Source organism: Cupriavidus sp. CPT47-8839-RL05A, from assembly GCF_058792255.1.
On sequence record NZ_JBYTEG010000019.1, the window covers coordinates 71,686 to 95,510 of the forward strand.

General features: G+C 67.2%; 22 protein-coding genes. 5 read left to right on the forward strand and 17 right to left on the reverse strand.

The features are described 5' to 3' along the window. Positions 1 to 94: 94 nt before the first annotated feature. From AC3WVS_RS22475 to pilM, 8 genes are all read right to left on the reverse strand, one after another. Complete coding sequence (locus AC3WVS_RS22475; protein WP_010812349.1) at positions 95 to 1,231, reverse strand: deoxyguanosinetriphosphate triphosphohydrolase; 1,137 nt, start codon at positions 1,229 to 1,231, stop codon at positions 95 to 97. Between the two features lie 48 nt (positions 1,232 to 1,279). Beyond that, positions 1,280 to 2,386, reverse strand: coding sequence for a 3-dehydroquinate synthase (aroB, locus tag AC3WVS_RS22480; protein ID WP_010812350.1), 1,107 nt, complete (start codon positions 2,384 to 2,386; stop codon positions 1,280 to 1,282). Further along, positions 2,383 to 2,943 carry a shikimate kinase gene (locus tag AC3WVS_RS22485; protein ID WP_211982343.1) on the reverse strand — a complete coding sequence of 187 codons (561 nt, stop codon included), beginning with the start codon at positions 2,941 to 2,943 and terminating at the stop codon, positions 2,383 to 2,385. Before AC3WVS_RS22485 ends, aroB begins: the two co-directional genes overlap by 4 nt. Before the next feature lie 345 nt (positions 2,944 to 3,288). Further along, a complete protein-coding gene (locus tag AC3WVS_RS22490) occupies positions 3,289 to 5,415 on the reverse strand; it encodes a type IV pilus secretin PilQ (RefSeq protein ID WP_492320422.1) in 2,127 nt (708 codons plus the stop codon). Further along, positions 5,412 to 5,963 (reverse strand): pilus assembly protein PilP, encoded by a 552-nt coding sequence (locus tag AC3WVS_RS22495; RefSeq protein WP_492320423.1) that lies wholly within the window; start codon positions 5,961 to 5,963, stop codon positions 5,412 to 5,414. The genes AC3WVS_RS22490 and AC3WVS_RS22495 overlap by 4 nt, the downstream gene beginning before the upstream one ends. Then, complete coding sequence (locus AC3WVS_RS22500) at positions 5,960 to 6,631, reverse strand: type IV pilus inner membrane component PilO (RefSeq protein WP_456806731.1); 672 nt, start codon at positions 6,629 to 6,631, stop codon at positions 5,960 to 5,962. Before AC3WVS_RS22500 ends, AC3WVS_RS22495 begins: the two co-directional genes overlap by 4 nt. A 2-nt stretch (positions 6,632 to 6,633) precedes the next feature. Beyond that, positions 6,634 to 7,293, reverse strand: a complete 660-nt coding sequence (locus AC3WVS_RS22505; protein WP_492320424.1) for a PilN domain-containing protein — start codon at positions 7,291 to 7,293, stop codon at positions 6,634 to 6,636. Between the two features lie 17 nt (positions 7,294 to 7,310). Then, positions 7,311 to 8,381, reverse strand: coding sequence for a type IV pilus assembly protein PilM (gene pilM, locus AC3WVS_RS22510; RefSeq protein ID WP_035820419.1), 1,071 nt, complete (start codon positions 8,379 to 8,381; stop codon positions 7,311 to 7,313). A 402-nt stretch (positions 8,382 to 8,783) separates the two neighbouring features. Here pilM and AC3WVS_RS22515 point away from each other — a divergent pair, with 402 nt between their 5' ends. Then, positions 8,784 to 11,159 carry a penicillin-binding protein 1A gene (locus AC3WVS_RS22515; RefSeq protein ID WP_492320425.1) on the forward strand — a complete coding sequence of 792 codons (2,376 nt, stop codon included), beginning with the start codon at positions 8,784 to 8,786 and terminating at the stop codon, positions 11,157 to 11,159. A 71-nt stretch (positions 11,160 to 11,230) separates the two neighbouring features. Here AC3WVS_RS22515 and cyaY read toward each other — a convergent pair whose 3' ends face one another. Beyond that, positions 11,231 to 11,566 (reverse strand): iron donor protein CyaY, encoded by a 336-nt coding sequence (gene cyaY / locus AC3WVS_RS22520; RefSeq protein ID WP_010812358.1) that lies wholly within the window; start codon positions 11,564 to 11,566, stop codon positions 11,231 to 11,233. A gap of 144 nt (positions 11,567 to 11,710) precedes the next feature. On the opposite strand from cyaY, the gene AC3WVS_RS22525 reads away from it, so the two are divergent. Together AC3WVS_RS22525 and lysA are read left to right on the forward strand one after the other, a co-directional pair. Continuing rightward, entirely contained in the window at positions 11,711 to 11,944 is a 234-nt protein-coding gene (locus AC3WVS_RS22525) for a hypothetical protein (RefSeq protein WP_492320426.1), read from the forward strand. Positions 11,945 to 11,946: 2 nt separating this feature from the next. Further along, positions 11,947 to 13,206 carry a diaminopimelate decarboxylase gene (lysA, locus tag AC3WVS_RS22530; protein WP_492320427.1) on the forward strand — a complete coding sequence of 420 codons (1,260 nt, stop codon included), beginning with the start codon at positions 11,947 to 11,949 and terminating at the stop codon, positions 13,204 to 13,206. A gap of 19 nt (positions 13,207 to 13,225) precedes the next feature. Here the strand turns inward: lysA and msrQ are convergent, their stop codons facing one another. From msrQ to AC3WVS_RS22570, 8 genes are all read right to left on the reverse strand, one after another. After that, positions 13,226 to 13,927: a protein-methionine-sulfoxide reductase heme-binding subunit MsrQ gene (gene msrQ, locus AC3WVS_RS22535; RefSeq protein WP_492320428.1), complete on the reverse strand. Its 702-nt coding sequence runs from the start codon at positions 13,925 to 13,927 to the stop codon at positions 13,226 to 13,228. After that, positions 13,927 to 14,928 carry a protein-methionine-sulfoxide reductase catalytic subunit MsrP gene (msrP, locus tag AC3WVS_RS22540; RefSeq protein WP_492320429.1) on the reverse strand — a complete coding sequence of 334 codons (1,002 nt, stop codon included), beginning with the start codon at positions 14,926 to 14,928 and terminating at the stop codon, positions 13,927 to 13,929. Before msrP ends, msrQ begins: the two co-directional genes overlap by 1 nt. Positions 14,929 to 15,107: 179 nt before the next feature. After that, positions 15,108 to 15,947 carry an anti-sigma factor family protein gene (locus AC3WVS_RS22545; protein WP_492320430.1) on the reverse strand — a complete coding sequence of 280 codons (840 nt, stop codon included), beginning with the start codon at positions 15,945 to 15,947 and terminating at the stop codon, positions 15,108 to 15,110. Continuing rightward, entirely contained in the window at positions 15,944 to 16,480 is a 537-nt protein-coding gene (locus tag AC3WVS_RS22550; RefSeq protein WP_492320431.1) for an RNA polymerase sigma factor, read from the reverse strand. The genes AC3WVS_RS22545 and AC3WVS_RS22550 overlap by 4 nt, the downstream gene beginning before the upstream one ends. Positions 16,481 to 16,507: 27 nt before the next feature. Further along, positions 16,508 to 16,948: a COG4315 family predicted lipoprotein gene (locus tag AC3WVS_RS22555; protein ID WP_011616154.1), complete on the reverse strand. Its 441-nt coding sequence runs from the start codon at positions 16,946 to 16,948 to the stop codon at positions 16,508 to 16,510. A gap of 158 nt (positions 16,949 to 17,106) precedes the next feature. Continuing rightward, a complete protein-coding gene (gene ccsB / locus AC3WVS_RS22560) occupies positions 17,107 to 18,273 on the reverse strand; it encodes a c-type cytochrome biogenesis protein CcsB (protein ID WP_492320449.1) in 1,167 nt (388 codons plus the stop codon). Positions 18,274 to 18,322: 49 nt separating this feature from the next. Continuing rightward, positions 18,323 to 20,509 carry a cytochrome c biogenesis protein ResB gene (locus AC3WVS_RS22565; protein ID WP_492320432.1) on the reverse strand — a complete coding sequence of 729 codons (2,187 nt, stop codon included), beginning with the start codon at positions 20,507 to 20,509 and terminating at the stop codon, positions 18,323 to 18,325. A gap of 186 nt (positions 20,510 to 20,695) precedes the next feature. Continuing rightward, the gene (locus AC3WVS_RS22570) at positions 20,696 to 21,355 is read right to left on the reverse strand and encodes a c-type cytochrome (protein ID WP_010812367.1); all 660 of its coding nucleotides are present in this window, start codon (positions 21,353 to 21,355) and stop codon (positions 20,696 to 20,698) included. Between the two features lie 497 nt (positions 21,356 to 21,852). On the opposite strand from AC3WVS_RS22570, the gene yihA reads away from it, so the two are divergent. Together yihA and hemB are read left to right on the forward strand one after the other, a co-directional pair. Continuing rightward, the gene (gene yihA / locus AC3WVS_RS22575) at positions 21,853 to 22,554 is read left to right on the forward strand and encodes a ribosome biogenesis GTP-binding protein YihA/YsxC (RefSeq protein WP_492294440.1); all 702 of its coding nucleotides are present in this window, start codon (positions 21,853 to 21,855) and stop codon (positions 22,552 to 22,554) included. A gap of 264 nt (positions 22,555 to 22,818) precedes the next feature. Further along, positions 22,819 to 23,811 carry a porphobilinogen synthase gene (hemB, locus tag AC3WVS_RS22580; RefSeq protein WP_492320433.1) on the forward strand — a complete coding sequence of 331 codons (993 nt, stop codon included), beginning with the start codon at positions 22,819 to 22,821 and terminating at the stop codon, positions 23,809 to 23,811. Positions 23,812 to 23,825 lie beyond the last annotated feature (14 nt).

Below are 23,825 nucleotides of genomic sequence, written 5' to 3' on the forward strand. Positions count from 1 at the left end.
CATGCGAGCATAGATGCCCGCATCATAGCCTGATCCGTCCCCACTTATGCGGCAGGCTGGCGCGCCGATTGGACGGCCAGCCGGAACGCGGCCGTCAGTTGCCTTCGCTGACCGCGAAGATGCGGCGGTGCTCGCGGATCGCGTAGCGGTCGGTCATGCCCGCGATGTAGTGGGCAATCAGACGCGACTGGTCGCCGCCATGGCTGGCCTGGTACTGCGGCGGCAGCAGGCGCGGGTCGGACATGAAGGCCTGGAACAGGTCGCCGACAATGCGCTGCGCCTTGGCCGACATACGCATCACCAGGTAGTGCCGGTACAGGTGCCGGAACAGGAAGCGCTTGAGTTCGGCTGCTTCTTCATGCATCTGCGGGCTGAAGCCGACCAGCGGGCCGGCGGCGCGCACCGCGTCGATATTGCGCGGGTTGGCCGCGGCGATATTGCTGCTGGTGGTCTCGATCAGGTCGACGATCAGCGTATTGATCATGCGCCGGACCGTCTCGTTGATGGCGCGCCGGCCGTTGACGCCAGGGAAGACTTCGGCCACCTCGGCGCGGTGGCGGGCCCACATCGGCACCTCGTCGAGCTGCTCCAGCGTCAGCAGCCCCGAGCGCAAGCCGTCGTCGATATCGTGGTTGTTGTAGGCGATCTCGTCGGCGAGGTTGGCCAGCTGCGCCTCCAGCGACGGCTGCGTGCCCTCCAGGAAGCGCCGGCCCAGCTCACCCAGCGCCGAGGCATTGACCCGCGAGCAATGCTTGAGGATGCCCTCGCGCGTCTCGAAGGTCAGGTTCAGCCCGTTGAAGCCGCCGTAGCGCTCTTCCAGCTCGTCCACCACCAGCAGGCTCTGCAGGTTGTGCTCGAAGCCGCCGTGGTTCTTCATGCAGGTATTGAGCGCATCCTGCCCGGCGTGGCCAAAGGGGGTGTGCCCCAGGTCGTGCGCCAGCGAGATCGCCTCGACCAGGTCTTCATTGAGGCGCAGGTTGCGCGCGATCGAGCGGGCGATCTGCGCCACCTCCAGGCTGTGGGTCAGCCGGGTGCGGAACAGGTCCCCTTCATGGTTGACGAAGACCTGGGTCTTGTACTCGAGCCGCCGGAACGCCGTGCTGTGGATGACCCGGTCGCGGTCGCGCTGGAATTCGCTGCGCGACAGCGATGCGGGTTCTGCATGCACCCGCCCGCGCGTCTGCGCAGAGCGGGCGGCGTAAGGGGCGAGATGGCTTTCAAAGTCGGTCATGCGGCGCGTCCGGTGGCTGGGGCGGGGTGGCGAGGCATAACCGATCGGTCAGGCGACCGGGGCCTCGGTGGGTGGTTTGAGCACGGCGTGCGCGAGCGTGGCGCGCAGGTCAGCGTCCGGCACGGTGGTGATGAACGCTTCGCCGAGCTGCTTCAGCAGGATGAACTTGATGCTGCCCGCCTCGGCCTTCTTGTCGACCTTCATCAGTTCGATATAGCGGTCGGCACCGAGTTCCGGCGCCACCACGGGCAGGTTGGCGGCCTGCGTCAGCTCACGGATGCGGGCGCGGGTCTCGGTGTCGATAAAGCCCAGCCGGTGCGACAGGTCGGCGGCCATCACCATGCCGCAGCCGACGGCCTCGCCGTGCAGCCAGGCGCCGTAGCCCATGCCGGCCTCGATCGCATGGCCGAAGGTGTGGCCGAAATTGAGGATGGCGCGCAGGCCGCCCTCGCGCTCGTCCTGGGCCACCACGCCGGCCTTGATCTCGCAGGAGCGCTGCACGGCGAGCGCCATCAGGTCCGGGTCGCAGGCATTCAGCGGCTTGATATTGCGCTCGATCCAGCCGAAGTACTCGGCATCGGCGATGGCGCCGTGCTTGATGACCTCGGCCATGCCGGCGGCCAGTTCGCGCGCGGGCAGCGTGCGCAGCGTGTCGATGTCGGCAATCACCGCGTTGGGCTGGTGGAACGCGCCGATCATGTTCTTGCCGAGCGGGTGGTTGATGCCGGTCTTGCCGCCCACCGACGAATCCACCTGCGCCAGCAGCGTGGTCGGCATCTGGATGAAGGGCACGCCGCGCATGTAGCAGGCCGCGGCAAACCCGGTCATGTCGCCCACCACGCCGCCGCCCAGCGCGACCAGCGTGGTCTTGCGGTCGGCGCCGGCCTGCAGCAGCGCGTCGAAGATCCGGTTCAGCGTTTCCCAGTGCTTGAAGGCTTCGCCGTCGGGCAGCGTGACGGTGCGCACGGTCTTGCCGAGCGCGGCCAGGGCCGCCTCCACCCGCGCCGCGTAGAGCGGGCCGACGGTTTCGTTGGTGACGATGACGGCGTGCTGGCCGCGTACATGCGGGCGCAGCAGTTCGGCGTTGTCCAGCAGGCCGGTACCGATATGGATGGGGTAGCTGCGCTCGCCCAGGTCGACTTCAAGCGTAATCATGGATTGGGGTCCTGCGCCGGCGGCTCCGACGCTTCCGGCGGCGCGGAGGCCGGCTGCGGGGGATCGATCGGGAAACCGGCCATTTCAAGTTGCATCAACACCATATTAGCAAGCTGCGCCACCGAAGGCTTGCCGGTTTCGATGATGAAGTCGGCAACCTCGCGGTAGAGCGGGTCGCGCTCGGCATAGAGCGCCTCGAGCTTGCCCTTGGGGTCCTCGGTCTGCAGCAGCGGCCGGTTGCGGTCGTGGCGGGTGCGCAGCCACAGGTCGTGAGGGCTGGCGCGCAGGTACACGACCGTGCCGCGGGCCTTCAGCACCTCGCGGTTCTCGGCGCGCAGCACGGCGCCACCGCCGGTGGCCAGCACAATGCCCTGGCGCGCGGCCAGCTCGCGGATCATCGCGGCCTCGCGGTCGCGGAAGCCGGCTTCGCCCTCGACCTCGAAGATCACCGGGATGCGCACGCCGCAGTGCGCCTCCAGTTCATGGTCGGAATCGAAGAACGGATAGTGCAGGCGCCGCGCCACCGTGCGGCCCACGGTGGTCTTGCCGGCGCCCATCAGGCCGACGAAAAAGAGGTTGGGTCGATCGGATTCCGGTCGCTCGGAGTCAGATCGATCGGCATCGCGCCGATCCTGGGCCTGGCGCTGTGCCGCCGGGCCTGTCGCTGAGGCTGTCACTGGACTGTCGTTCGGGAGCGCGGCATGCGGGCCGTCCTCCCCGGTTGGGAACTGCATCATCTTCTTATGTTGTGGCGCGGCCGGCAAGTGGCGAATGCGGCATGGCCCACATGGCTGGCCCGTCCCGGGGCCGTCTCCGCCCCCCGCGGCGCGCAAAAAAAAGGCCGCATCCCTCGATGCGGCCTGCCAGTCTACTGTATCCGGCGTCCTCCGGACGCCATGTCCCTACCGGAGCGACACGCTCTCGTTCAGGATGCGCGGGGTCAGGAACACCAGCAGCTCGGTGCGGTTGCGCACCTTGGCGTTGTTCTTGAACAGGTAGCCCAGCACCGGGATATCACCCAGCAGCGGCACCTTGTCGGTTTCGTTGGACTCGGTCTGGGTGTAGATGCCGCCGATCACCACCGTGCCGCCGTTCTCCACCAGCACCTGGGTCTGCACGTGCTTGGTGTCGATGGCAAAGCCGGAAGTGGTCTGGATGCCGACGCTGTCCTTGTTCACGTCCACATCAAGCAGCACATTGCCTTCGGGCGTGATCTGGGGCGTCACTTCCAGCTTCAGGTTGGCCTTGCGGAATTGCACCGAGGTCGCACCGCTGGAGGTCGCCGCCTGGTACGGCAGCTCGGTACCCTGCTCGATCAGCGCCTTGATGTTGTTGGCCGTGACCACGCGCGGGCTGGAGATGATCTTGCCCTTGCCATCCGCTTCCAGCGCCGACAACTCCAGTGCCAGGAATTTGGTGGCGGCGCTGTTGAACAGGCTGACCGCGACATTGGCCGGGTTGGTGCCGTTGATGGCACCGGCGGGCAGGCTCAGGAACGGGCCGTTGTCGGAGGTGGCCCCGGGCAGCACGTTGTTGTACGTGTTGCCGACGCGGGCATTGTTGTACTGCCCGGCAAAGCCCAGCTTCACACCCAGGTTGCGGCTGAAGGAGTCGGTGGCCTCGACGATGCGCGCCTCGATGATCACCTGGCGCACCGGGATGTCGATCTTGCCGATGAAGTTCTGCACCTCTTCCAGCTTGCTGGCGATATCCGAGACGAAGAGCTGGTTGGTGCGCGCATCGGCCGTCAACGAACCGCGCCTGGACAGCATGCGCGTGCTGGCGCCCGCCGCCCCGGCGGTACTGACGGCGGCCACGGCACCGCCGCCCGCCCCCGTGCCCAGCAGCATCTTGCGCACGTCTTCGGCACGCTGGTAATTGAGCTGGAAGACCTGGCTGCGGATCGGCTCCAGGTCATTGATCTGCTGCTGCGACTCCAGTTCCAGCTTCTCCTTGGTCTGCAGCTCCGCCTTGGGCGCCACCCACAGCACATTGCCGTTGCGGCGCGAGGCCAGGCCCTTGGCATCCATCACGATCTGCAGCGCCTGGTCCCACGGCACATCCTTCAGGCGCAGGGTCAGGTTGCCCTGCACGCTTTCGCTGGTGATGATGTTCAGGTTGGTGAAATCGGCAAACACCTGCAGCAGCGAGCGGATGTCGATGTTCTGGAAGTTCAGCGACAGGCGCTCGCCGCGGTAGCCTGGGCCACTGATCAGCTTGGTCGGGTCTTCCTTGACCGGGCGCACCTCGACCACGAACTGGGTATCGGTCTGGTACGAGCTGTATTCCCAGTTGCCGCGCGGCTCGATCGTCAGGCGCGCGTTGCCGTTGGTGTCCGAGGCCTGCATGCCCTGCACCGGCGTGCCGAAGTCGCTGACGTCGAAACGCCGCCGCAGGTTGTCAGGCAGCGTGGTGCCGAGGAAATCGACCACGATATTCTTGCCCTGCTGCGCGATGTTGATGCCCGAATCGCGCGAGGACAGGTCCACCACCACGCGCCCGGCGCCATCGGCACCGCGGCGGAAGTCGACATTGCGCACCGACGGCCGCGCCGCCGCGGCTGTGGACGTCGCCGTCGCAGCCGGCGCAAACGTGGGCGCAGCGTTCTTGACCGCCGGCGCCACATTATCCAGCGCCACCACGAAATAGTTGCCGCGCTGGTCGGTGCGATAGGTGGCGTTGCGCGTGAGGTCGAGGATCACGCGGGTACGGTCGCCGATCTGCACCACGTTGGCTGACTTGACCAGCTTGCCGCCGTAGTCGTACTGCGCGCGCCGGTTGGCAAAGCCGGTATCGAAGAAATCGATCGCGAGCCGTGCCGGGTTCTGCGTGGTGAAGTCCGCCGGCTTCTGCGCCAGCGGCCGTTCGAGCTCGATCGTGAACACGGTCTGCTCCCCGACCATGCTGACGTCAACCGACTTGATGCGGTTGCTTTGTGCCAGCGCGGCCGGCGCGGCAATCACCAGCAACAGCGCCATTGCCATTCTTGCGGCGCCCGCGAGCGCACGGTACCAGCGCGCGAGGGTCATGCCGCCACCTCCAGCTTCAGGCTGGTCATTTTCTCTTTCCACTCTGATACCCCCTCCCGGACCAATTCGCGCAGCACGATCTCCTGATCGGTGATGCGGACCACCCGGCCATAGCTCTGGCCGAGATACTGACCCACCTTGATATGGTGGATCTTGTTATCAACCCGCACGATGCCGAAGGTCTCCCCGTGCTTCTTCATCATCCCGAGCATCTTGAAGTTCTCGAGCGGGTAGTCCTCCAGCGGCTCGCGGCGCCGCCCGGCTTCGGGCGAATCCGCCAGCGTCTTGTTCAGCTCGCCGATCTTGGCCTGCGCGAAGGGCTCGGGCGCCTTGGCTGCGGCGTACTCGCGCGGCACATAGGGCCGGGCGTCGGGCAGCGGCTCGGGCGGCTTGGCGCGCGCGCTGCGTGTGGCATCCATCCACTGGCGCAAGGCGTCTTCATCGCTGGCGCCGCAGGCGCCGAGCAGGCCGACGGCCAGCGCCGCCGCCGCGAACGTGCGTGGCGCCGTGATCCACGCGAGGCTGCGGGTACGGGCGGTGCGCCTCATTTGGCACCTCCTGCCTTGGCTGCCGCAGCGGCTGCCGCGGCCTTGCGCTGCGCGGCCTGCTCGTCCGGGTCGAGCGCGCGGTAGGCCATCGCCACCGCCTCCATCGACATCCCGCCTTCCTTGGTATTGGCCAGCTGCAGGTTCTGCATCGACACGATCCGCGACAGGGCCGCAACGTCGGCATTGAACTGCGCCACCTCGTGGTAGCGCCCGGTCACGCGCAGGTTCACCGGGATCTCGGCGAAGTAGGGCTTGATCACCGCCCCCTGCGGCTTGAACAGCTCGAACTGCAGCCCGCGTGCGACACCGGCGTGGTTGACGTCGGCCAGCAGTGCATCCATCTCGGCCTTGTTGGGCAGCTGCCGCTCCAGCAGCGCCACGCGCTGCTCCACCTGCTTCTTCTGCTCGCGCAGTGCGTCCAGGTTGGCCACCTGCGCCACCTTGGACTGGTACGCCTGCTTCAGGCTTTCCTGCTCCTGGCGCTGGCGGTCGAGTTCGTCGAACTTGGCGCTCCAGTAGAACTGCCAGCCCAGCAGCAGCACCACGGCCGCGGCCAGCACCGCGAACAGCACGCGCGGCGCGGCCGGCCACGTCTCCGGTTCGTTCAGGTTGAGCCCGCGGAACTGGCCGGTCAGGTCGGCCAGGTTGATTTCAGTATTGAGCGCCATGGTCAGGCCTTTCCGGCTGCGGGTGCGGGAACTGGGGCGGCTGCGGGTGCGGACGCGCCCGGCACGGCCTTCTTGCCGTCGGCCGCCGCTTCCGGCGCGCGGTACGCGAAACGCATCGAGAAGTCGAACAACCGGCGCTGCTCGCGCAGGTTGTTGGTCATGGTGACAGCCTTGGATTCGACCAGCTCGGCCTTGTCCAGCCAGGCCACCCCGCCCAGGTTGCGCAGCAGCTCGGAAATGCGCTCGTTGGACTGCGCCACGCCCGCGATGGTGAAGGCCTCGCCGGTCTGCTTCAGGCTGGTCAGGTAGACGCCCTCCGGCACCTGCCGCACCAGTTCCTCAAGCAGCTGCACCGGGCGGTTGCGCTCGGTCTGCAGGCTTTCAACCGCCTTCTGGCGCTGCAGCAGCGCGTCGATGTCCTTCTTCAGGCTGTTGACCTCGCGGATCTGCCCGTCCAGCCTGGCGTTCTCAGTGCTCAATACCTGGTTGAGCGCGACCACCGAAGCGATGCGCCCGTCGATATAGAAGCCGCCCAGCAGCACCACGGCAGCGCCAGCCACCGCGGCACCGGCCAGCATCGTATAGACCTTCTTGCGGCGTGCTGCCTTGCGGGCTTCGTGGTAAGGCAGCAGGTTGACCGAAGGCAGTGTGTTCGTAGACATCTGATGCCTCCGGTGCGTTATTGCAGGCCGCGCAGGGCCAGGCCGGCACTGACGATGTACGCCGGCAAGTCGCGCTGCAGGTAGCGCTCGTTGACCTTGGCGTTGGTCGCCATGTTGGCGAACGGGTTCGCCAGCGTGGTGGTGATCTTGGTCTGGTGCTGGATTGCCGATTGCACGCCGAGCAGCGACGCATGTCCGCCCGAGAGCAGGATCTCGTCGACCCGGCCCAGGCTGGAACTGGCGATGAAGTTGCCGACCGCGGACTGCACTTCCATCGCCAGTGCATCCAGCGACGGCTTGAGCAACTGCGCGCGCCAGGCTTCAGGCAGCGTGTTCTTGCGCTTCTTGATCTCGGCCTTGAGCGCGTCGAGGGTGAACATGCGCGCCGCACTCTGCGTGAGCTGGTCGCCGTAGCTGTTCAGCGGCTGCTCGTAGAGTTCCTTCCAGCCCTGGTAGAAGATCGCCTTGGAACGGCTGCCGCCCAGGTGGATCACCGCCACCACCGGCAGCGCGCGCGCATCGGCCTCGGGCATCTCGTGCGGCACGCCCAGCATCTGCACGATCGAGCGCTGCACCGCGTATTCCTCGACATCCATGACCTGGGGCTTGAGCCCGGCCATCTCGGCCGCGGTCACGCGCTCCTGCACGCGGTCGCTGTTGGCCGCCGTGACGCGCACGCCGATGCCGCCCTCGGTCTCGCTGGGGCCGATCACGGCGAAGTCGAAGTTGACCGCCTGCGACGGCGGATAAAGCCGGTGCGCCTCGGACTCGACCTGGGAATACAGCTCGTCTTCGGACAGGTTGTCCGGCAGGCTGACCGTCTGTGACTCCGTCAGCATGGACGGCACGCCCAGCACCACGTCCTTCGAACGGATGCCGGCCTTGCCCAGCGCGCGTTTGAGCGCGATCCCGACGGCCTCGATATTGATGACGTTGCCATCGGCAACGGCGTTGCGGTCCAGCAGTTCGCTGGCGCATTTTTCCAGCCGATAGTCTTGCCTGCTGCCCCCTACGGACAGCTCGACTACCTTGACACTGGACGACCCGATATCCACGCCGACCGTAGTCCGGCGTAGAAGCCCCGACAAAATGCCCCGACGCAAGGTGACCCCCTGACTTTTGAACTCGCCCCTGGCTTGAACGCTCTAATCGGGCGAGCCTTGTTTCTTGAATGAAACCTTTGCTCTTTTATGTTGGTCGATTCTCACAAAATCCAGCATCGGTGGCAATGTGCCGAACTGGCGCCGAGTTCTTTTTGAGAAGCCCCTCACCAATCCGTTGCCAAAACCCCACGGTCGTCGGGTTCCCTTCCGTGCCCGCTTGTGCGCCTGCCCGTACCCCTCTAGCTGCACACAACATCGCCGTGCATGCACGCATTCGCCACATTACATCTTGTAACAGCGCGATAGCGGCGCCCGCACCACTGTACGCCCGGGCGGGCCGATGCCGGAAGATATAATCCCGGGCACCCCTGACTAGGTATTTCCCTTATGGCCACCGCACAACACAAGCCGTCCCACCCTGCCCGCCGTCCGATCTGGACGCGGCTCATGTTCTGGGCGGTCGGACTGGTTGTCGCCGGTGCCGTCGTGATTGCGCTGCTGCTCGGCTACGCGCTGCTGGTGGCCGCGCCCAACCTGCCTTCGCTGGACACCATCACCGACTACCGGCCCAAGATCCCGCTTCGCATCTACACCGCGGACAATGTGCTGATCGGCGAATTCGGCGAAGAGCGGCGCAACTTCGTGCCCATCGCCGAGATTCCGGACGTGATGAAAAAAGCGGTCCTGGCGATCGAGGACGACCGCTTCTACGAGCACGGCGGCGTCGACTTCGTCGGCGTGCTGCGCGCCGGGCTGGCCAACCTGCGCGGCGGGCTGTCGCAGGGCGCCTCCACCATCACCATGCAGGTGGCGCGCAACTTCTTCCTGTCCAGCGAGAAGACCTACACGCGCAAGATCTACGAGATGCTGCTGGCGTACAAGATCGAGGCCAACCTGAACAAGGACCAGATCCTCGAGCTGTACATGAACCAGATCTACCTGGGGCAGCGCGCCTACGGCTTCGACAGCGCCGCGCGCGTGTACTTCGGCAAGTCGGTGCGCGAAGTGACGCCGGCCGAGGCCGCCATGCTGGCCGGCCTGCCCAAGGCGCCGTCGGCGTACAACCCGGTGGTCAACCCGCGCCGCGCCAAGGTGCGCCAGGAGTACATCCTGCAGCGCATGCGCGACCTGGGCTATATCACGCCCGACCAGTACGAGCAGGCCGTGCATGCCGAGCTGAAGGTGCGCACCGAGGGCAACGAGTTCTCGACCCACGCCGAATACGTCGCCGAGATCGTGCGCCAGCTGATGTACGCGCAGTACCGCGAAGAAACCTACACGCGCGGCCTGACGGTCTACACCACGCTGACCAAGCCGGACCAGGACGCCGCCTATGAGTCGGTGCGCACCGGCATCATGAACTACGAGCGCAAGCACGGCTACCGCGGCCCCGAGGCCTTTATCGACCTGCCTTCCGAGCCGGCCGAGCGCGAGCAGGCCATCGACGATGCGCTGGTCGAGCACCCCGGCAGCGGCGACCTGCGCTCGGCCGTGGTCACCAGCGTGTCGGCCAAGCAGGTGAAGGCGACGCTGCTGTCCGGCGAAGTGGCAACCATCGAGGGCTCGGCGCTGCGCTTTATCGCGCCGTCGCTGTCGTCCAACGCGCAACCCAAGATGAAGATGCGCCCCGGCGCGGTCATCCGCGTGACCCAGGACGAGAAAGGCAACTGGTCGGTGACCCAGCTGCCGGAAGTGGCCGCGGCGTTCGTGTCGATCAACCCGCAGGACGGAGAGATCCGTTCGATGGTGGGCGGCTTCGACTTCAACCGCAACAAGTTCAACCACGTGACCCAGGCCTGGCGCCAGCCGGGTTCCAGCTTCAAGCCGTTCATCTACTCGGCCGCGCTGGAAAAGGGCTTCTCGCCGGCCACGGTGATCAACGACGCACCGCTGACGATCGGCCCCGATACCGGCGGCCAGGTGTGGGAACCGAAGAACTATGACGGCCGCTTCGAGGGCCCGATGACCATGCGCCGCGCGCTGGCCAAGTCCAAGAACCTGGTCTCGGTGCGGATCCTGCGCGCGATCGGCACGCAGTACGCGCAGGACTACATCACGCGCTTCGGCTTCGAGGCCGACAAGCACCCGGCCTACCTGCCGATGGCGCTGGGCTCGGGCGCCGTGACGCCGCTGCAGATGGCGGGCGCGTACTCGGTGTTCGCCAACGGCGGCTACCGCATCAACCCGTACCTGATCCAGAAGGTGGTGGACGCGCGCGGCAACGTGATCTCCGAAACCCAGCCGCAGCGCGCCGGCACCGACGCCGTGCGCGTGCTTGACGCACGCACCGCCTTTCTCGCCGACACCATGCTGCGCGACGTGGTGCGCATAGGCACCGCCAACAGCGCCAAGCAGCGCCTGGGCCGCAACGACCTGGCGGGCAAGACCGGCACCACCAACGACGCGGTCGATGCCTGGTTTGCCGGCTACACGCCCAACCTGGTGGCAATCGCCTGGATGGGATACGACCAGCCCAAGAGCCTGGGCGTGCGCGAAACCGGTGGCGGCCTGGCGCTGCCGATCTGGGTGGGCTACATGAGCAAGGCGCTCAAGGGCGTGCCGGAGTCGCCGGAGCGCCCTGCGCCGGAAGGCGTGCTGATGGTGGGCGGCGACTGGACCTTCGAAGAGAATGCCGGCGGCGCCGGGGTGGCTTCGGTGGGCCTGGGCGATCCGTGGCCGGGCAAGCCGGAGGAGTCGACCAACGCGCCGGCCGACACCGAGACCGAGAAGAAGAAGATCCTGGAGATGTTCGGCGGCGCCTGATCACGGCCGCCAGACAGCGGAAAGCCGGCCCACGAGGCCGGCTTTTCTTTTGCCGCGAGGCAGGCTTTGCGTCAGCCCAGCGTGAGGGCCGCGCCGGCCTGCTCGCTGACGTAGCCCGACAGCGCCGCGTACAGCTCGCCGCCGTTGCGGGTGTCGATCCAGCGCTCGCCGTCGCGGCGGAAGTGGAAGCCGCCGGCGCGCGCGGCCACCCACAGTTCCTGCATCGGCGCCTGGCTGTTGATGATGATCTTGGTGCCGTTCTCGAACTCCAGCTCCATCACGTTGCCGGTGCGGCTGATCTCAATATCGGCGTCGGCCGCGTCGGCGGCCGCCTCGACCGTGGCTTCGATGCGGTCCAGCTCCTGCGTGGCCAGGGCCAGGAACTCGCTTTCGCTCAAGGGGGGCATGCTAAACTCCGAGACCGCCGTTGCCGCCGCTGCCCGGACCGGGCGTACGTGGCGCGAACGGCTTTTTTGTTAAGAATCCTTCGGATGCCCGGCCGTTGCGCGCGGGCCATCCAACGCCTTGCCAACAGCCTAAAGGACGACCCGATGCTGCGTCGTGTTGCGATTGTATCGGCGTTTGCCGCCGCCCTTGCGATGCCCCTACTGGGCGGATGCGGCATCCGCGGGCCGCTGACCATGCCCAAAGTGCCGCCCGAGCCGACCCCGCCGACCGTGACGGATCCGGGCCTGGGCCGCGCCGATGCCATGCCGGCCCCGCCCGCCACCCCTGCCCCCGCCGCGCAGCCGGCCTCGTCCCCTGCCGCCTCCACCACCCGATAACCATGACCGCATTTTTCCATCGCCAGGACGGCGCGCTTGCCGTCGAGCAGGTGCCGCTGGCGCGCATCGCTGCTGAATTCGGCACGCCGACCTATGTGTACTCGCGCGCGGCGCTGACCGCTGCCTACCAGGCCTACGCCGCCGCCTGCCAGGGCCGCAAGGCGCAGGTCCAGTACGCCATGAAGGCAAACTCCAACCTGGCGGTGCTGCAGGTGCTTGCCAAGCTCGGTGCCGGCTTCGACATCGTCTCGGGCGGCGAACTCAAGCGCGTGCTGGCCGCCGGCGGCGACCCGCGCAAGGTGGTGTTCTCGGGCGTGGGCAAGAGCGCGGCGGAAATGGAACTGGCGCTGGCACATGACGTGCGTTGCTTCAATGTCGAGTCGATCCCCGAGCTGGACCGCCTCAACGAAGTGGCCGGCCGCGTGGGCAAGCGTGCGCGCGTGTCGCTGCGCATCAACCCGGACGTCGACGCCAAGACGCACCCGTATATCTCCACCGGCCTGAAGGGCAACAAGTTCGGCATCGCCTTCGAGGACGTGCTGCCGACCTACCGCGCCGCGGCCGCGCTGCCGCACCTGGAAGTGACCGGCATCGACTGCCATATCGGATCGCAGATCACCGAGGTCGAGCCCTATCTGGAAGCGCTGGACAAGGTGCTGGACGTGGTCGAGGCGCTCGAGCGCGACGGCATCCGCCTGGAGCATATCGACGTGGGCGGCGGCCTGGGCATCACCTACACCGACGAAACCCCGCCGGACATCACCGGCTTTGCCACCACGCTGCTGGAACGCGTGGCCGCGCGCGGCCACGGCCACCGCGAGGTGCTGTTCGAGCCGGGCCGCTCGCTGGTGGGCAACGCCGGCGTGCTGCTGACGCAGGTGGAGTTCCTCAAGCCCGGCGCGGCCAAGAACTTCTGCATCGTCGATGCCGCCATGAACGACCTGGCTCGCCCGGCCATGTACGAGGCCTACCACCGCATCGAGCCGGTGGTGCTGCGCGACGCGCAAGCGGTGACCTACGACATCGTCGGCCCGGTGTGCGAATCCGGTGACTGGCTCGGCCGCGACCGCGCGCTGGCAGTGCAGCCGGGCGACCTGCTGGCAGTGATGTCGGCCGGCGCCTACGGCTTCACCATGAGCTCCAACTACAACACCCGCCCGCGCGCCGCCGAAGTGATGGTCGATGGCGCCAGGGTGCACCTGGTGCGCGAGCGCGAACTGGTCGAGGACTTGTTCCGCGACGAACGCCTGCTGCAGGATTAAATCCCAAAGCCCGGCCCGCCTACGTGGCGGGCTGGCGCACCCCCTCGGCGGGCTTGCGCAGCCGCCACCACAGCCGCATCCCCAGCAGCATGAACACCACCGCCGCGTAGATCGACACTTCGCCAAAGTCGTTCTTGCCCGCCTTGTGCCACCAGTAGTGCAGGATGGCCAGCACCGCGATCGCATAGACCAGCTTGTGCAGCGCCTGCCAGCGCTTGCCGCCCAGCCAGCGCACCATACCGTTGGTCGAGGTCAGCGCCAGCGGGACCATCAGCATGAAGGCGGTGAACCCGACCGTGATGAAGGGCCGCTTGTACACGTCCTTGATCATGTAGGCGAGGTCAAATCCGCGGTCCACGCCGATCCACAGCAGGAAGTGCTGCAGGCCGTAGAAGAACGCGAACAGGCCCAGCATGCGCCGCAGCTTGATCAGCCAGTTCCAGCCGGTGAGGCGGCGTAGCGGGGTGATGGTCAGCGTCAGGCACAGCATCACCAGCGTCCAGGTGCCGGTGGAGCGCGTCACGAATTCAAGCGGATTGGCGCCGAACTGCTCCGTGGCCCCCAGGTACAGCAGCCGTACGAACGGCAGCAGCGCCAGCAGCCAGACCGCAAGCTTGAGCGCGCGCACGCGCTGCGGCGACAGCGTGGCCAGGCCGGCCGGCTTGCGCGCCGCCACGGCGGCGGCGCTGGTGGAAGAGGTAGCCATGCGCTCGCCTTGCATCAGAAAAACTTCTTCAGGTCCATGCCCTGGTACAGCGACGCCACCTGCTGGCCGTAGCCATTGAACGGCAGGGTCTTGCGCTTGGGTGCGAACAACGCGCCAAAGCCGCTGCCGCGCTCCTCGCCGATGCGGCGCTCGGTAGCCTGGCTCCAGCGCGGATGGTCCACGTCCGGGTTCACGTTCGAATAGAAGCCGTATTCCTGCGGCGCGGCCCGGTTCCAGCTGGTGGGCGGCTGCTTGTCGACAAAGCGGATCTTCACGATCGACTTGGCGCTCTTGAAGCCGTACTTCCACGGCACCACCATGCGCACCGGCGCGCCGTTCTGGTTGGGCAGGACCTCGCCGTACAGGCCGAAAGTCAGCAGCGCGAGCGGGTGCATGGCCTCGTCCATGCGCAGGCCCTCGCTGTACGGCCAGTCGAGCACGCCGCTGCTGACGCCGGGCATCTGCTTCTTGTCGGCCAGCGTGATGAACTGGATGTACCTGGCACCAGGCTGCGGCTCGACGCGCCGGATCAGCTCGGCCAGCGGGTAGCCGATCCACGGGATCACCATCGACCAACCCTCCACGCAGCGCAGGCGGTAGACGCGCTCTTCCATTGCCGCCAGCTTCATCAGCTCGTCCAGGTCATAGACCTTGGGCTTCTTCACCAGCCCCTCCACCGACACCTGCCATGGGCGCGGGCGCAGCGTGCCGGCGTTGCGCGCCGGGTCGGACTTGTCGGTGCCGAATTCGTAGAAGTTGTTGTAGGTGGTGACGTCCTCGAAGGGCGTGCGCTTGTCGGTGATGACATAGGCGTTGTTGGGCGTGGCAGCCAGCTTCTGGCCGTGCTGCCCCTGCGCCAGGGCCTGGCGCGCGAACCACGGCGCCAGCGTGCTGCCGGCGGCGCCGGCCGCGGCCAGCGCCAGCACGCGGCGGCGCGCTTCGAAGACGTGACGGGGCGTGATCTCGCCGGCGGCGATATCGCCGCCGCGCAACCATTTGGGGGTAGGGATCAGCATGGTTTTCCTCGTTGCCTGGCCGTGCCGGCGCCGGTCGCGCCCACACGCTTGCAGGATTGGACTCTGGCCTTGGTCGGAGAGTGCGGGCCAGTCCTGACAGTTTTTTGTGCCTGCGTCGGAATGCCGCGGATCATGAGGTGCCAGGCACACGCAATGTGCCGCCGGCACCTCGCGCGCGGCTATCCGCCCTGGTACTGCTGGTACACCACCTGCGCCACCGTGAGCAGCCGCGCCCGTTCCAGCGGGCCCGCCAGCGCAAAGCCCAGGTCGCGGTCGATCCAGTAGAAGGCCATCATCGGGTCGCGGCCGGCGGCTGGCCGCCTGGAGCCTGCGCCTGGCATGCGCTCGACGCGGAAGCCCGTATCGGGCGTGCCCTGTGCCATGCGCCGCAGCTGCAGCGACAGGCGCGTACCGTCGTCCGCTTCATACATCAGGATGGCCGACGGGCCGCCTTCGGCCACGCCCAGGCGGCCGCCGATCAAGTGGAAGCCCTGCGCGCGCAGGTCCGGCACCTGCAGCGCCGTGCCCAGGCGCTTGGACAGCCATGCGATCAGGTGGGCCTCTTCCGTCGCCGCGACTTCAACCGGGTGGCGCATTTCCGGAGCGTAGACCGCGTGCGTCGCCAGCGCCTCGCGCGCAAAGCGCTGACCGGGCGCCAGCACCAGCGTGCTGCTGCCAAGGCGGTCATGCGCCAGCCAGCCGAGAGCGCCGCCCACCGCCAGCAGCGCCACCGACGCGCAGGTGGCCGCCAGCGCCATGGCCCAGCGCGGCTTGGTTCGCGCGGCATTGCGCTTGCGATCTCCGTGCAGCCCCGGCGGCAAGGCCGCGAGCGGTACGGGTTCGTTCAGTACGGGATCCAGCGCCCCGTGCAGGGCATCGGCCTGCCGGCGCCAGACTGCGACCTGTGCCGCCGCCTCCGGGTGCTGCGCCAGGTACGCCTCCACGGCGGCGCGCCGCGCGCCGGAAAGCTGGCCATCGGCGTAGGCATGTAGATCGGCTTCGTGGATGGCGGACATCATTTCACCCGCTGCAGGGGGCTGGCGGCGGCAGGCCGGGCCGGGCCGGCGCCGTCGAGCAGCCGCCGCATCTGCTCGCGCGCCCGCGCCAGGCGCGACATCACCGTGCCCTGCGGAATATCGAGCACGCGCGCGGCCTCGGCGTACGTCAGTTGTTCCAGGCTGACCAGCAGCAGCACCGCGCGCTGCGCCTCCGGCAGTTGCGCCAGCGCCTGCACCAGGTCGCGGCGCAGGCCGGGGTCGTCAGCGGGGGCGCTGACCTCGGGCAGCGTCTCGGTGGTGACCACCAGTTCCTTCCTGCGCACGGTATTCAGGCGCAGGCGGTGCATCAGGGTCAGCAGCCACGGCAGCAGGCCATCGGCGCCGTCGCCCCACCAGGCGCCGGGGCGCAGGCGGAAGCGCCAGCGGTAGCGCAGCGCGCGCTCGAGCGTGTCCTGCACCAGGTCGTCGGCCAGCGCCGCGTCGCCGGTGAGGCCGCGCGCATGGCGCCGCAGCCGCGGCGCCAGCGCGACGAGCTGGCCGTCAAACCCTTCCATGCCGTGGCTGCGGTGGCTGCCGAAGCGTCAGGGCTTGGCCACGTGCCAGACGTTGTTGAGGTTGTCGCCGGTGCGGTCGCCCGGCTTGGCGTCCTTGGCAAAGCGGTACAGCGGCATGCCGCGGTACGCCCACTGCTTGCCGCCGTCATCGCGCGTGATGATGGTGTACTGGCCCGACGCATTGCTGCCAGGCGCGGCCATCAGCGGCGGCCAGTTGGTGGCGCACGGGCCATTGCAGGCGCTCTTGCCGCTGCCGGCGGTGTCGCGGTCGAAGGTGTACAGCGTCAGGCCCTGCGGATCGGTCAGCACGCCACTGGTCACCTTCACCGTGGGCGGCAAGTTGCCGGCGCCGCCGCCACCGCCCAGGCCCATGCCGGAACAACCGGCGAGCAGGACAGCCGCACAGCCGAGCGCGAGCGCGGCGGGACGAACGAGGGATGCTGCAGTGGTAAGACGCACACGTGCCATGATCTTGTTCTCCATACAAACCGGTACCGCCAGCCGGCACCGCTCCTCAAGTAAACACCGGATGTGACGCCTTTATTCCATGGGCATCCAGAAAAATTGAAAAAAGACGAAAAAAAACCTGCCCGGAGGCAGGTTTTGCATTGCAGCATGGCGCCGCGTCACAGTTCGCCGTAGCTGTGGAGGCCCGACAGGAACATGTTGACGCCCAGGAACGCAAAGGTCGTCACCAGCAGGCCGACCAGCGCCCACCAGGCCGCCACCGTGCCGCGCAGGCCCTTCATCAGCCGCATGTGCAGCCACGCCGCGTAGTTCAGCCAGACGATCAGCGCCCAGGTTTCCTTCGGGTCCCAGCTCCAGTAGCCGCCCCAGGCCTCGGCCGCCCACAGCGCGCCCAGGATGGTGGCGATGGTGAAGAAGGCAAAGCCGACTGCGATGGCCTTGTACATCACATCATCGAGCAGCTCCAGCGATGGCAGGCGTTCAGCCAGGATGCCGCGCTGCTTGAGCAGGTAGGCCACCGAGACCATCGCCGCCAGCGCAAAGGTGCCGTAGCCGATAAAGTTGGCCGGCACGTGGATCTTCATCCACCAGCTTTGCAGCGCCGGCACCAGCGGCTGGATCTCCTGCGCATTGCGGCTGACCGTGTACCACAGCAGGAAGCCCACCGCGGCCGACACCACCAGCATCACGAACGGGCCCAGCGCGCGCGTGGCGTAGCGGCCTTCGTAGTAGAGGTAGAACAGCGAAGTGATCAGCGTGAACAGCACGAACACTTCATACAGGTTGGAAATGGGGATGTGGCCGATGTCCGTGCCGATCAGGTAGGACTCGTACCAGCGCACCAGCAGGCCGGTGAAGCCCAGCACCACCGCGCCCCAGCACAGCTTGCTGCCGATGCTGTAGCCCGTGTTCGAGCGCGCCGCCAGCCCGAGCCAGTAGAACAGCGTGGACAGGAACACCAGCGCGCTCATCCACAGGATGGCCGACTGGCTTGACAGGAAATACTTCAGGAAGAAGGCCTGGTCCGCGCGCGCCAGCTGCCCCTGGTAGAGCTGGATCGCGAACAGCGACAGCGCGGTGAGCGCCAGCATCAGCGGGCGCACCGCCTTCCAGTGCCAGCCGAGCAGTGCGAACGCAGGCACGGCGCCGATCAGCACGGCCTTGTCGTAGCCGTCCATCCACTGCCCGTATTGCGACAGCGCCACGCCGGCGCCAACTGCCAGCGCCAGCGCAAAGAGCCAGTCCACCCAGGTCAGGCGGCGCAGGAAGGAAGGTTCGAGATAGGCCTCGTCAGCGCCGGTGTCGGCGCGCGTGGTGCCGCGCATGGCGGGACCGGCCTGGTTCACATTTGAGGACATAGCGTACCTGCTCAATTCAGTGGGGGGTGCCGGCGGGCTCGGGCGCCTCGCTGCGGCCCCCTGCGGCGCGGCCGATATCGTCGCGCAGCGCCGTGAATTCCTTTTCGAAATCCATCGTGCGGCGCTGGGTCGACATCGCCATCAGCACATGGCTGCCAGGCTCGGTGTCGCCCTCTGCGGGCTTGTCTTTCACCCAGATCCAGACCCGGCGCTCACGGATATAGAACATCGCGAACACGCCCAGCACCAGCAGCAGACAGCCAAGATACACGATGTTCTTGCCCGGCGCACGGGTCAGCTGGAACACGCTGGCCTTGATCTCCTTGAAGTCGTCGAGCTGCAGGAACACCGGCGCGCCGTAGAAGAAACTGTCCGACAGCGCGTTGATGGCCTGCTGCAGGAAGGTGCCGCTCTGGGCGCTGTTGGCTACCACCGGCAGCTTGTCCTGGGCGCGCGCCAGCTGCCACAGCTCCCACATCGACCCGTTCAGGATCTTCAGGAGCACGTCGGCGGCCTTCTGCTGCTCGGCCGGGGGCACGGATTTCTCCAGGAACGCGGCGATCGCGGTGAAGCCGCCCGGGGGCGAATCCGGCGTAGGCCGCGTGGCGCCTGCGAACAGGTCGAGCGCACGCAGCGAGCTTTCGGCCAGCTGGCGGCGCAGGTCGGCCTTGTCATCGCCCGGCATCGAGGCCAGCGCAAAGCGGCGCGCGGCCTCGCCGCGCAGCGCGCGGTCCTGCAGCGCGGCGCGCAGGCGCATCCAGTCGGCCACGCTGCCCTGGTCGTCGGCGGGGATGCGCAGATAGCGGAATTGTTCGCTGGGCGATTCGCGCATGCCGGCCAGGAACACCGACTGGCCGTCCATCTGCACCGGCACCATGTAGTTGTTGAACTCGCGCGCCTGGCCGGTGCGGTCGCGCAGCTTGTATTGCACCGACGGGCCGACATTGCGCAGCGTCTTGGCGCGGTCGGTGCTGGCGGCGGCGCCCAGGTGCTTTTCCAGGGTCTCGTTGAACGATTTGCGCGCCACGCCACGCGCGTCGGGCTTGCCCGAGGCATCGGTGACGTTCTCGATATTCATCAGCCGGAAGTCGCTGAACTCGACCGTCAGGCCATCGCTGTCGGCGCTGGTGCCGGTGCCCGCCAGCGGCTTGTTGCCGCCCACCGCGCCATCGATGGTGAAGGTGGCGTGGCCGCTGCCCTGCATCGGGTAGCCGACGAATTTCAGGCGCGAGCCGCCGTCCTCGAAGCTGGACTGGTAGATGGCGATGCCGTCGACGATCAGGGGCTCGTTCACCTTGATGGTGGCCTCGGTCTGCTTGCCGGTCGCGCGGTCGGTCACGATCACATCCGAGGCAAACAGCTTGGGCATGCCGGTCTCGTAGAAATCGACCTTGAACTTCTTGAGTGTGATCGCGAACGGCAGGTCCTGCACCAGCGCGCCGTCCGAAATGTTCAGGATCGCGGTGGAGACGGTCGAGCCCTCGGGCACGTAGGCGTTGCCGCGAAAGCCCGGGTTGCTCGCCGACAGCCGGTGCTGCGGCGGGATCTCGCTGATGACCGCGTTGCCGCTGATCGGGGTCTTGCCGCCCAGCCACATCTGCGCGCGGATCAGCAGGTCGCCGTCCAGCAGGCCGCCGATGCAGATCACCACGATGGCGGTGTGCGCCAGGATATAGCCGGCCTTGTTGGCCGCGCCAGCCTTGGCCGCCAGCAGCGTGGCGCCGTCATGCTCGACCGCCTTGAGGCGGTAGCCGCGGTTGCGCAGCAGCGCCGACAGGCGGCTCACCGCCTCGGTGCGCGGGCGCGCGCCGTCGAATTCGCCGCGGTGATGGAAGGCGCGCAGGCTGCGCTCGCGCACATGGTCCTTCCACGAGCGCATGTCCGCCACCATCCTGGGCGCATTGCGGATCAGGCAAAGGCTGGTCGACACCACCAGGAAGGCCAGGATCAGCAGGAACCACCAGGAACCGTAGACCTTCTGCAGCGACAGCGTGTGGAACACATCGGCCCAGAACGGCCCGAACTGGTTGACGTAGTTGGGATACGGCTCGTTCTGCTTGAGCACGGTGCCGATCACGCTGGCGATGGAGATCACCGTCAGCAGCGCGATCGCGAAGCGCATCGAGGACAACAATTCGACCGCGTCGCGCAGCACGCGGTGAGAGGTCTTCAGGTGCAGCCCTGAAGTGGAAGCGGTCGACATGTGCAGGGAAACCTAAAACAACGTGCGGCTGGAAATGAAAAAAGGGCGGACCTGCTTTGGCAAGCAGGCCACCCTTTTCGATTGTGACAGGCGCGTTCGGTTGCATGCCGCGGCCCCCCGCCGGAACGGGGGACCGCCAAACCAACGCGCCGGCGCCTGGCGGGCGCCAGCGGAGTCGCGGAATCGTTATCGAACGCCGGCGACGTAATCCGCCACCGCCTTGATCTCGGCATCCGACATCTTGGCGGCGATGGTTGTCATGACCGGGTTGTTCTTGCGGGTGCCCTGGCGGAATGCCACCAGTTGTGCCTCGGTATAGTCCGCCCACTGGCCGCCGATGCGCGGGTACTGGGCGGGGATGCCGGCGGCAGTAGGACCGTGGCAGGCGGCGCAGGCGGGCACGCCCTTGGCTGCGATGCCGCCGCGGTAGATCTTCTGGCCGGCTTCGATGGTGTCCTTGTTCTTGGCGGTGGCCGGCTTGAGCGACTGCTTGGCCAGGTAGGCGCCGACGTTGCGCATTTCCTCGTCGGTCAGTACCGATGCCATCGGCACCATGATCGCGTTGTTGCGTGCCTTGGACTTGAAGTCGGCCAGCTGCTTGTGGACGTACTCGGGATGCTGGGCGGCCAGCTTCGGGTTGGCGGCGGCAGCGCTGTTGCCGGCGGCGCCGTGGCAGCTCAGGCAGGCGGGCACATTGCGGTCGGGGGCACCTTGCGTGTACAGCGTTTCACCCTTGGCCGGGTCAGCCTTTGCGGCGGCCTGCTCTGCGGCAGATGCCATTCCGGAAAGGGCGGCGGCAGGAACGGCCAAAGCCAGGACACCCAGAATCTTCGCAATGCGGTTCATTCGCACACCTTCTCTGAATTGTTTTGGATACCGTGATGCGTGCCGCCCCGGCGCTTTGCCGGCGGTGAGGACGCACCGGTGCAAAGGCTGGTATCGTGGCCACCCGCGCGCGGCTGACCGATCCGCAAAGCGCTGGCCGTGGCGGCAGACCCCGCCAGCCCGCTCCCGCCGCCGCACCCTCCGGTGCAACGCGCAATGCGGGGCAAAGGCCCTGCCCACGATGGAACGACACACTAGGCTTCCCGCCCGGACGACGGCAGTCGAGGCACGCGGCCATGGATGCCACGCGTCACCCGTTCAGGAGACCGTAAACCGGCGTATTGTACAATAAGTTATGTGCCGGATTGATGCCTTGCGCCTTGTCATGCCCCTTTCGGGCTGCGCCAGATCAACCCCGGCGGGCGGCCCAGGCCGCCAGCCATCCCACCCTGGCGAGACCCCGGCCCCGGCATGCGCAATGCGCACAGCCTCCGCGGCCCGCCCCACCGCTCTAGCGCATGTCCCTTCTTCACCAGGCCCGCTTCTTCATCACCGTGAACCACCTGCGCGACCTGCCCGCCACGGCCGTGCCGGAGGTGGCGTTCGCCGGCCGCTCCAACGCCGGCAAGTCCACGGCCATCAACATCCTGTGCAACCAGAAGCGGCTGGCGTTCTCGTCGCGCACCCCCGGGCGCACGCAGCACATCAACTATTTCTCGGTGGCGCCGGTCAAGGCGCCCGACCCGCTCGCCTTCCTGGTCGACCTGCCCGGCTACGGCTATGCCGAGGTCTCGGGCTCGGCCAAGTACCACTGGCAGGGACTGCTGAGCGACTATGTGCAGACGCGCCAGCAACTGTCCGGCCTGATCCTGATGATGGACGCGCGCCGTCCGTTCACGGATCTCGATTGCCAGATGGTGGAGTGGTTCCTGCCGACGGGGCGCCCCATCCACGTGCTGCTGACCAAGGCCGACAAGCTGACCAACAGCGACAACGCCAAGGCGCTGCGCGAGACCCGCAAGATGCTGCAGGGCTACGCCGAGCAGATGGAAACACCGGTGCCGATGACGGCACAGCTCTTCTCCAGCCTGAAGCGCCGCGGCATCGAAGAGGCGCAGGGCGTGATCGCCGGCTGGCTCAACCTGCCGGAAGCGCAGAAGGCCGAAGCCCGGTCCGCAGCGGAGAAGAGCGAGCCGCCTGCTGCCGATCCCGCAGTGTAATCACCAGGTCAGCACGCAAAAAAAAGCCCCGCTGCAAGCAACGGGGACAAACTTTCCCGCCGCTGGGGCGGGTACCCGCTCAGGGAGGAGTAGCGGGAGACACCGCGCCACGCAGGGCGCAACGCAAAGTGTCCGCGAGTATGATAGCGGGCACGCTCAAAAGTTTAGTTTTTCTTCGGCCAGCGGCTTTGGACCGCGCTTTGCCGCGCGCGCCGTGCTTGCCGGCCCGCTTTCCTGTCCAGCCCTACAGTCAAGAAGCCCGCCATGTCCACCTTCCCCGAATACCGCCCGCGCCGCATGCGCCGCGATGATTTCTCCCGCCGCATGATGCGCGAGCATCGCCTGTCGCCGGACAACCTGATCTACCCCGTCTTCATCCTCGACGGCCAGAACCAGCGCCAGGCGGTGGGGTCGATGCCGGGCGTCGAGCGCGTGTCGGTCGACCTGCTGATGCCGGTGGCCGAAGACTGCGTCAAGCTGGGCATCCCGGTGATCGCGCTGTTCCCGGTGATCGACCCGTCGCTGAAGACGCCGGACGGCATCGAGGCCACCAACCCCGAGGGCCTGGTGCCGCGTGCCGTGCGCGCGCTCAAGGACCGCTTCCCCGAGCTCGGCGTGCTCTGCGACGTGGCGCTCGACCCGTACACCAGCCACGGCCAGGACGGCGTGCTGGACGACAACGGCTATGTCATCAACGATGTGACCGTCGAGATCCTGGTGCGCCAGGCACTGGCACAGGCCGAAGCCGGTGTCGACATCGTGGCCCCGTCCGACATGATGGATGGCCGCATCGGCGCGGTGCGCACTGCGCTGGAAGACAACGGCCATATCCATACGCGCATCATGGCGTACTCGGCCAAGTATGCGTCGGCGTTCTACGGCCCCTTCCGCGACGCGGTGGGCTCGGCCGCCAACCTGGGCAAGGGCAACAAGATGACCTACCAGATGGATCCGGCCAATACCGACGAAGCCCTGCGCGAAGTGGCACAGGACATCCTGGAAGGCGCCGACATGGTGATGGTCAAGCCCGGCATGCCGTACCTGGACATCGTGCGCCGCGTGAAGGACGAGTTCCGCTTCCCCACCTACGTCTACCAGGTCAGCGGCGAGTACGCGATGCTCAAGGCCGCCGCGCAGAACGGCTGGCTGGACCACGACAAGGTGATGATGGAATCGCTGCTGGCCTTCCGCCGCGCCGGCGCCGACGGCATCCTAACCTATTTCGCGCGCGACGCCGCGCGGCTGCTGACGGCCTGAGCGGCCAACCGACA

Coding starts and splice junctions, on each gene's coding strand:
- AC3WVS_RS22570 (WP_010812367.1), bottom strand. CDS start 21,355: ATGAACCGCATTGCGAAGATTCTGGGTGTCCTGGCTTTGGCCGTTCCT.
- msrP (WP_492320429.1), bottom strand. CDS start 14,928: ATGCTGATCCCTACCCCCAAATGGTTGCGCGGCGGCGATATCGCCGCC.
- AC3WVS_RS22490 (WP_492320422.1), bottom strand. CDS start 5,415: ATGACCCTCGCGCGCTGGTACCGTGCGCTCGCGGGCGCCGCAAGAATG.
- AC3WVS_RS22555 (WP_011616154.1), bottom strand. CDS start 16,948: ATGGCACGTGTGCGTCTTACCACTGCAGCATCCCTCGTTCGTCCCGCC.
- AC3WVS_RS22565 (WP_492320432.1), bottom strand. CDS start 20,509: ATGTCGACCGCTTCCACTTCAGGGCTGCACCTGAAGACCTCTCACCGC.
- AC3WVS_RS22485 (WP_211982343.1), bottom strand. CDS start 2,943: ATGGGCGCCGGCAAGACCACCGTGGGCCGCACGGTGGCGCGGCGCCTG.
- AC3WVS_RS22525 (WP_492320426.1), top strand. CDS start 11,711: ATGCTGCGTCGTGTTGCGATTGTATCGGCGTTTGCCGCCGCCCTTGCG.
- AC3WVS_RS22515 (WP_492320425.1), top strand. CDS start 8,784: ATGGCCACCGCACAACACAAGCCGTCCCACCCTGCCCGCCGTCCGATC.
- msrQ (WP_492320428.1), bottom strand. CDS start 13,927: ATGCAAGGCGAGCGCATGGCTACCTCTTCCACCAGCGCCGCCGCCGTG.
- AC3WVS_RS22495 (WP_492320423.1), bottom strand. CDS start 5,963: ATGAGGCGCACCGCCCGTACCCGCAGCCTCGCGTGGATCACGGCGCCA.
- cyaY (WP_010812358.1), bottom strand. CDS start 11,566: ATGCCCCCCTTGAGCGAAAGCGAGTTCCTGGCCCTGGCCACGCAGGAG.
- hemB (WP_492320433.1), top strand. CDS start 22,819: ATGTCCACCTTCCCCGAATACCGCCCGCGCCGCATGCGCCGCGATGAT.
- yihA (WP_492294440.1), top strand. CDS start 21,853: ATGTCCCTTCTTCACCAGGCCCGCTTCTTCATCACCGTGAACCACCTG.
- AC3WVS_RS22545 (WP_492320430.1), bottom strand. CDS start 15,947: ATGATGTCCGCCATCCACGAAGCCGATCTACATGCCTACGCCGATGGC.
- AC3WVS_RS22500 (WP_456806731.1), bottom strand. CDS start 6,631: ATGGCGCTCAATACTGAAATCAACCTGGCCGACCTGACCGGCCAGTTC.
- AC3WVS_RS22475 (WP_010812349.1), bottom strand. CDS start 1,231: ATGACCGACTTTGAAAGCCATCTCGCCCCTTACGCCGCCCGCTCTGCG.
- ccsB (WP_492320449.1), bottom strand. CDS start 18,273: ATGCGCGGCACCACGCGCGCCGACACCGGCGCTGACGAGGCCTATCTC.
- AC3WVS_RS22505 (WP_492320424.1), bottom strand. CDS start 7,293: ATGTCTACGAACACACTGCCTTCGGTCAACCTGCTGCCTTACCACGAA.
- AC3WVS_RS22550 (WP_492320431.1), bottom strand. CDS start 16,480: ATGGAAGGGTTTGACGGCCAGCTCGTCGCGCTGGCGCCGCGGCTGCGG.
- lysA (WP_492320427.1), top strand. CDS start 11,947: ATGACCGCATTTTTCCATCGCCAGGACGGCGCGCTTGCCGTCGAGCAG.
- aroB (WP_010812350.1), bottom strand. CDS start 2,386: ATGATTACGCTTGAAGTCGACCTGGGCGAGCGCAGCTACCCCATCCAT.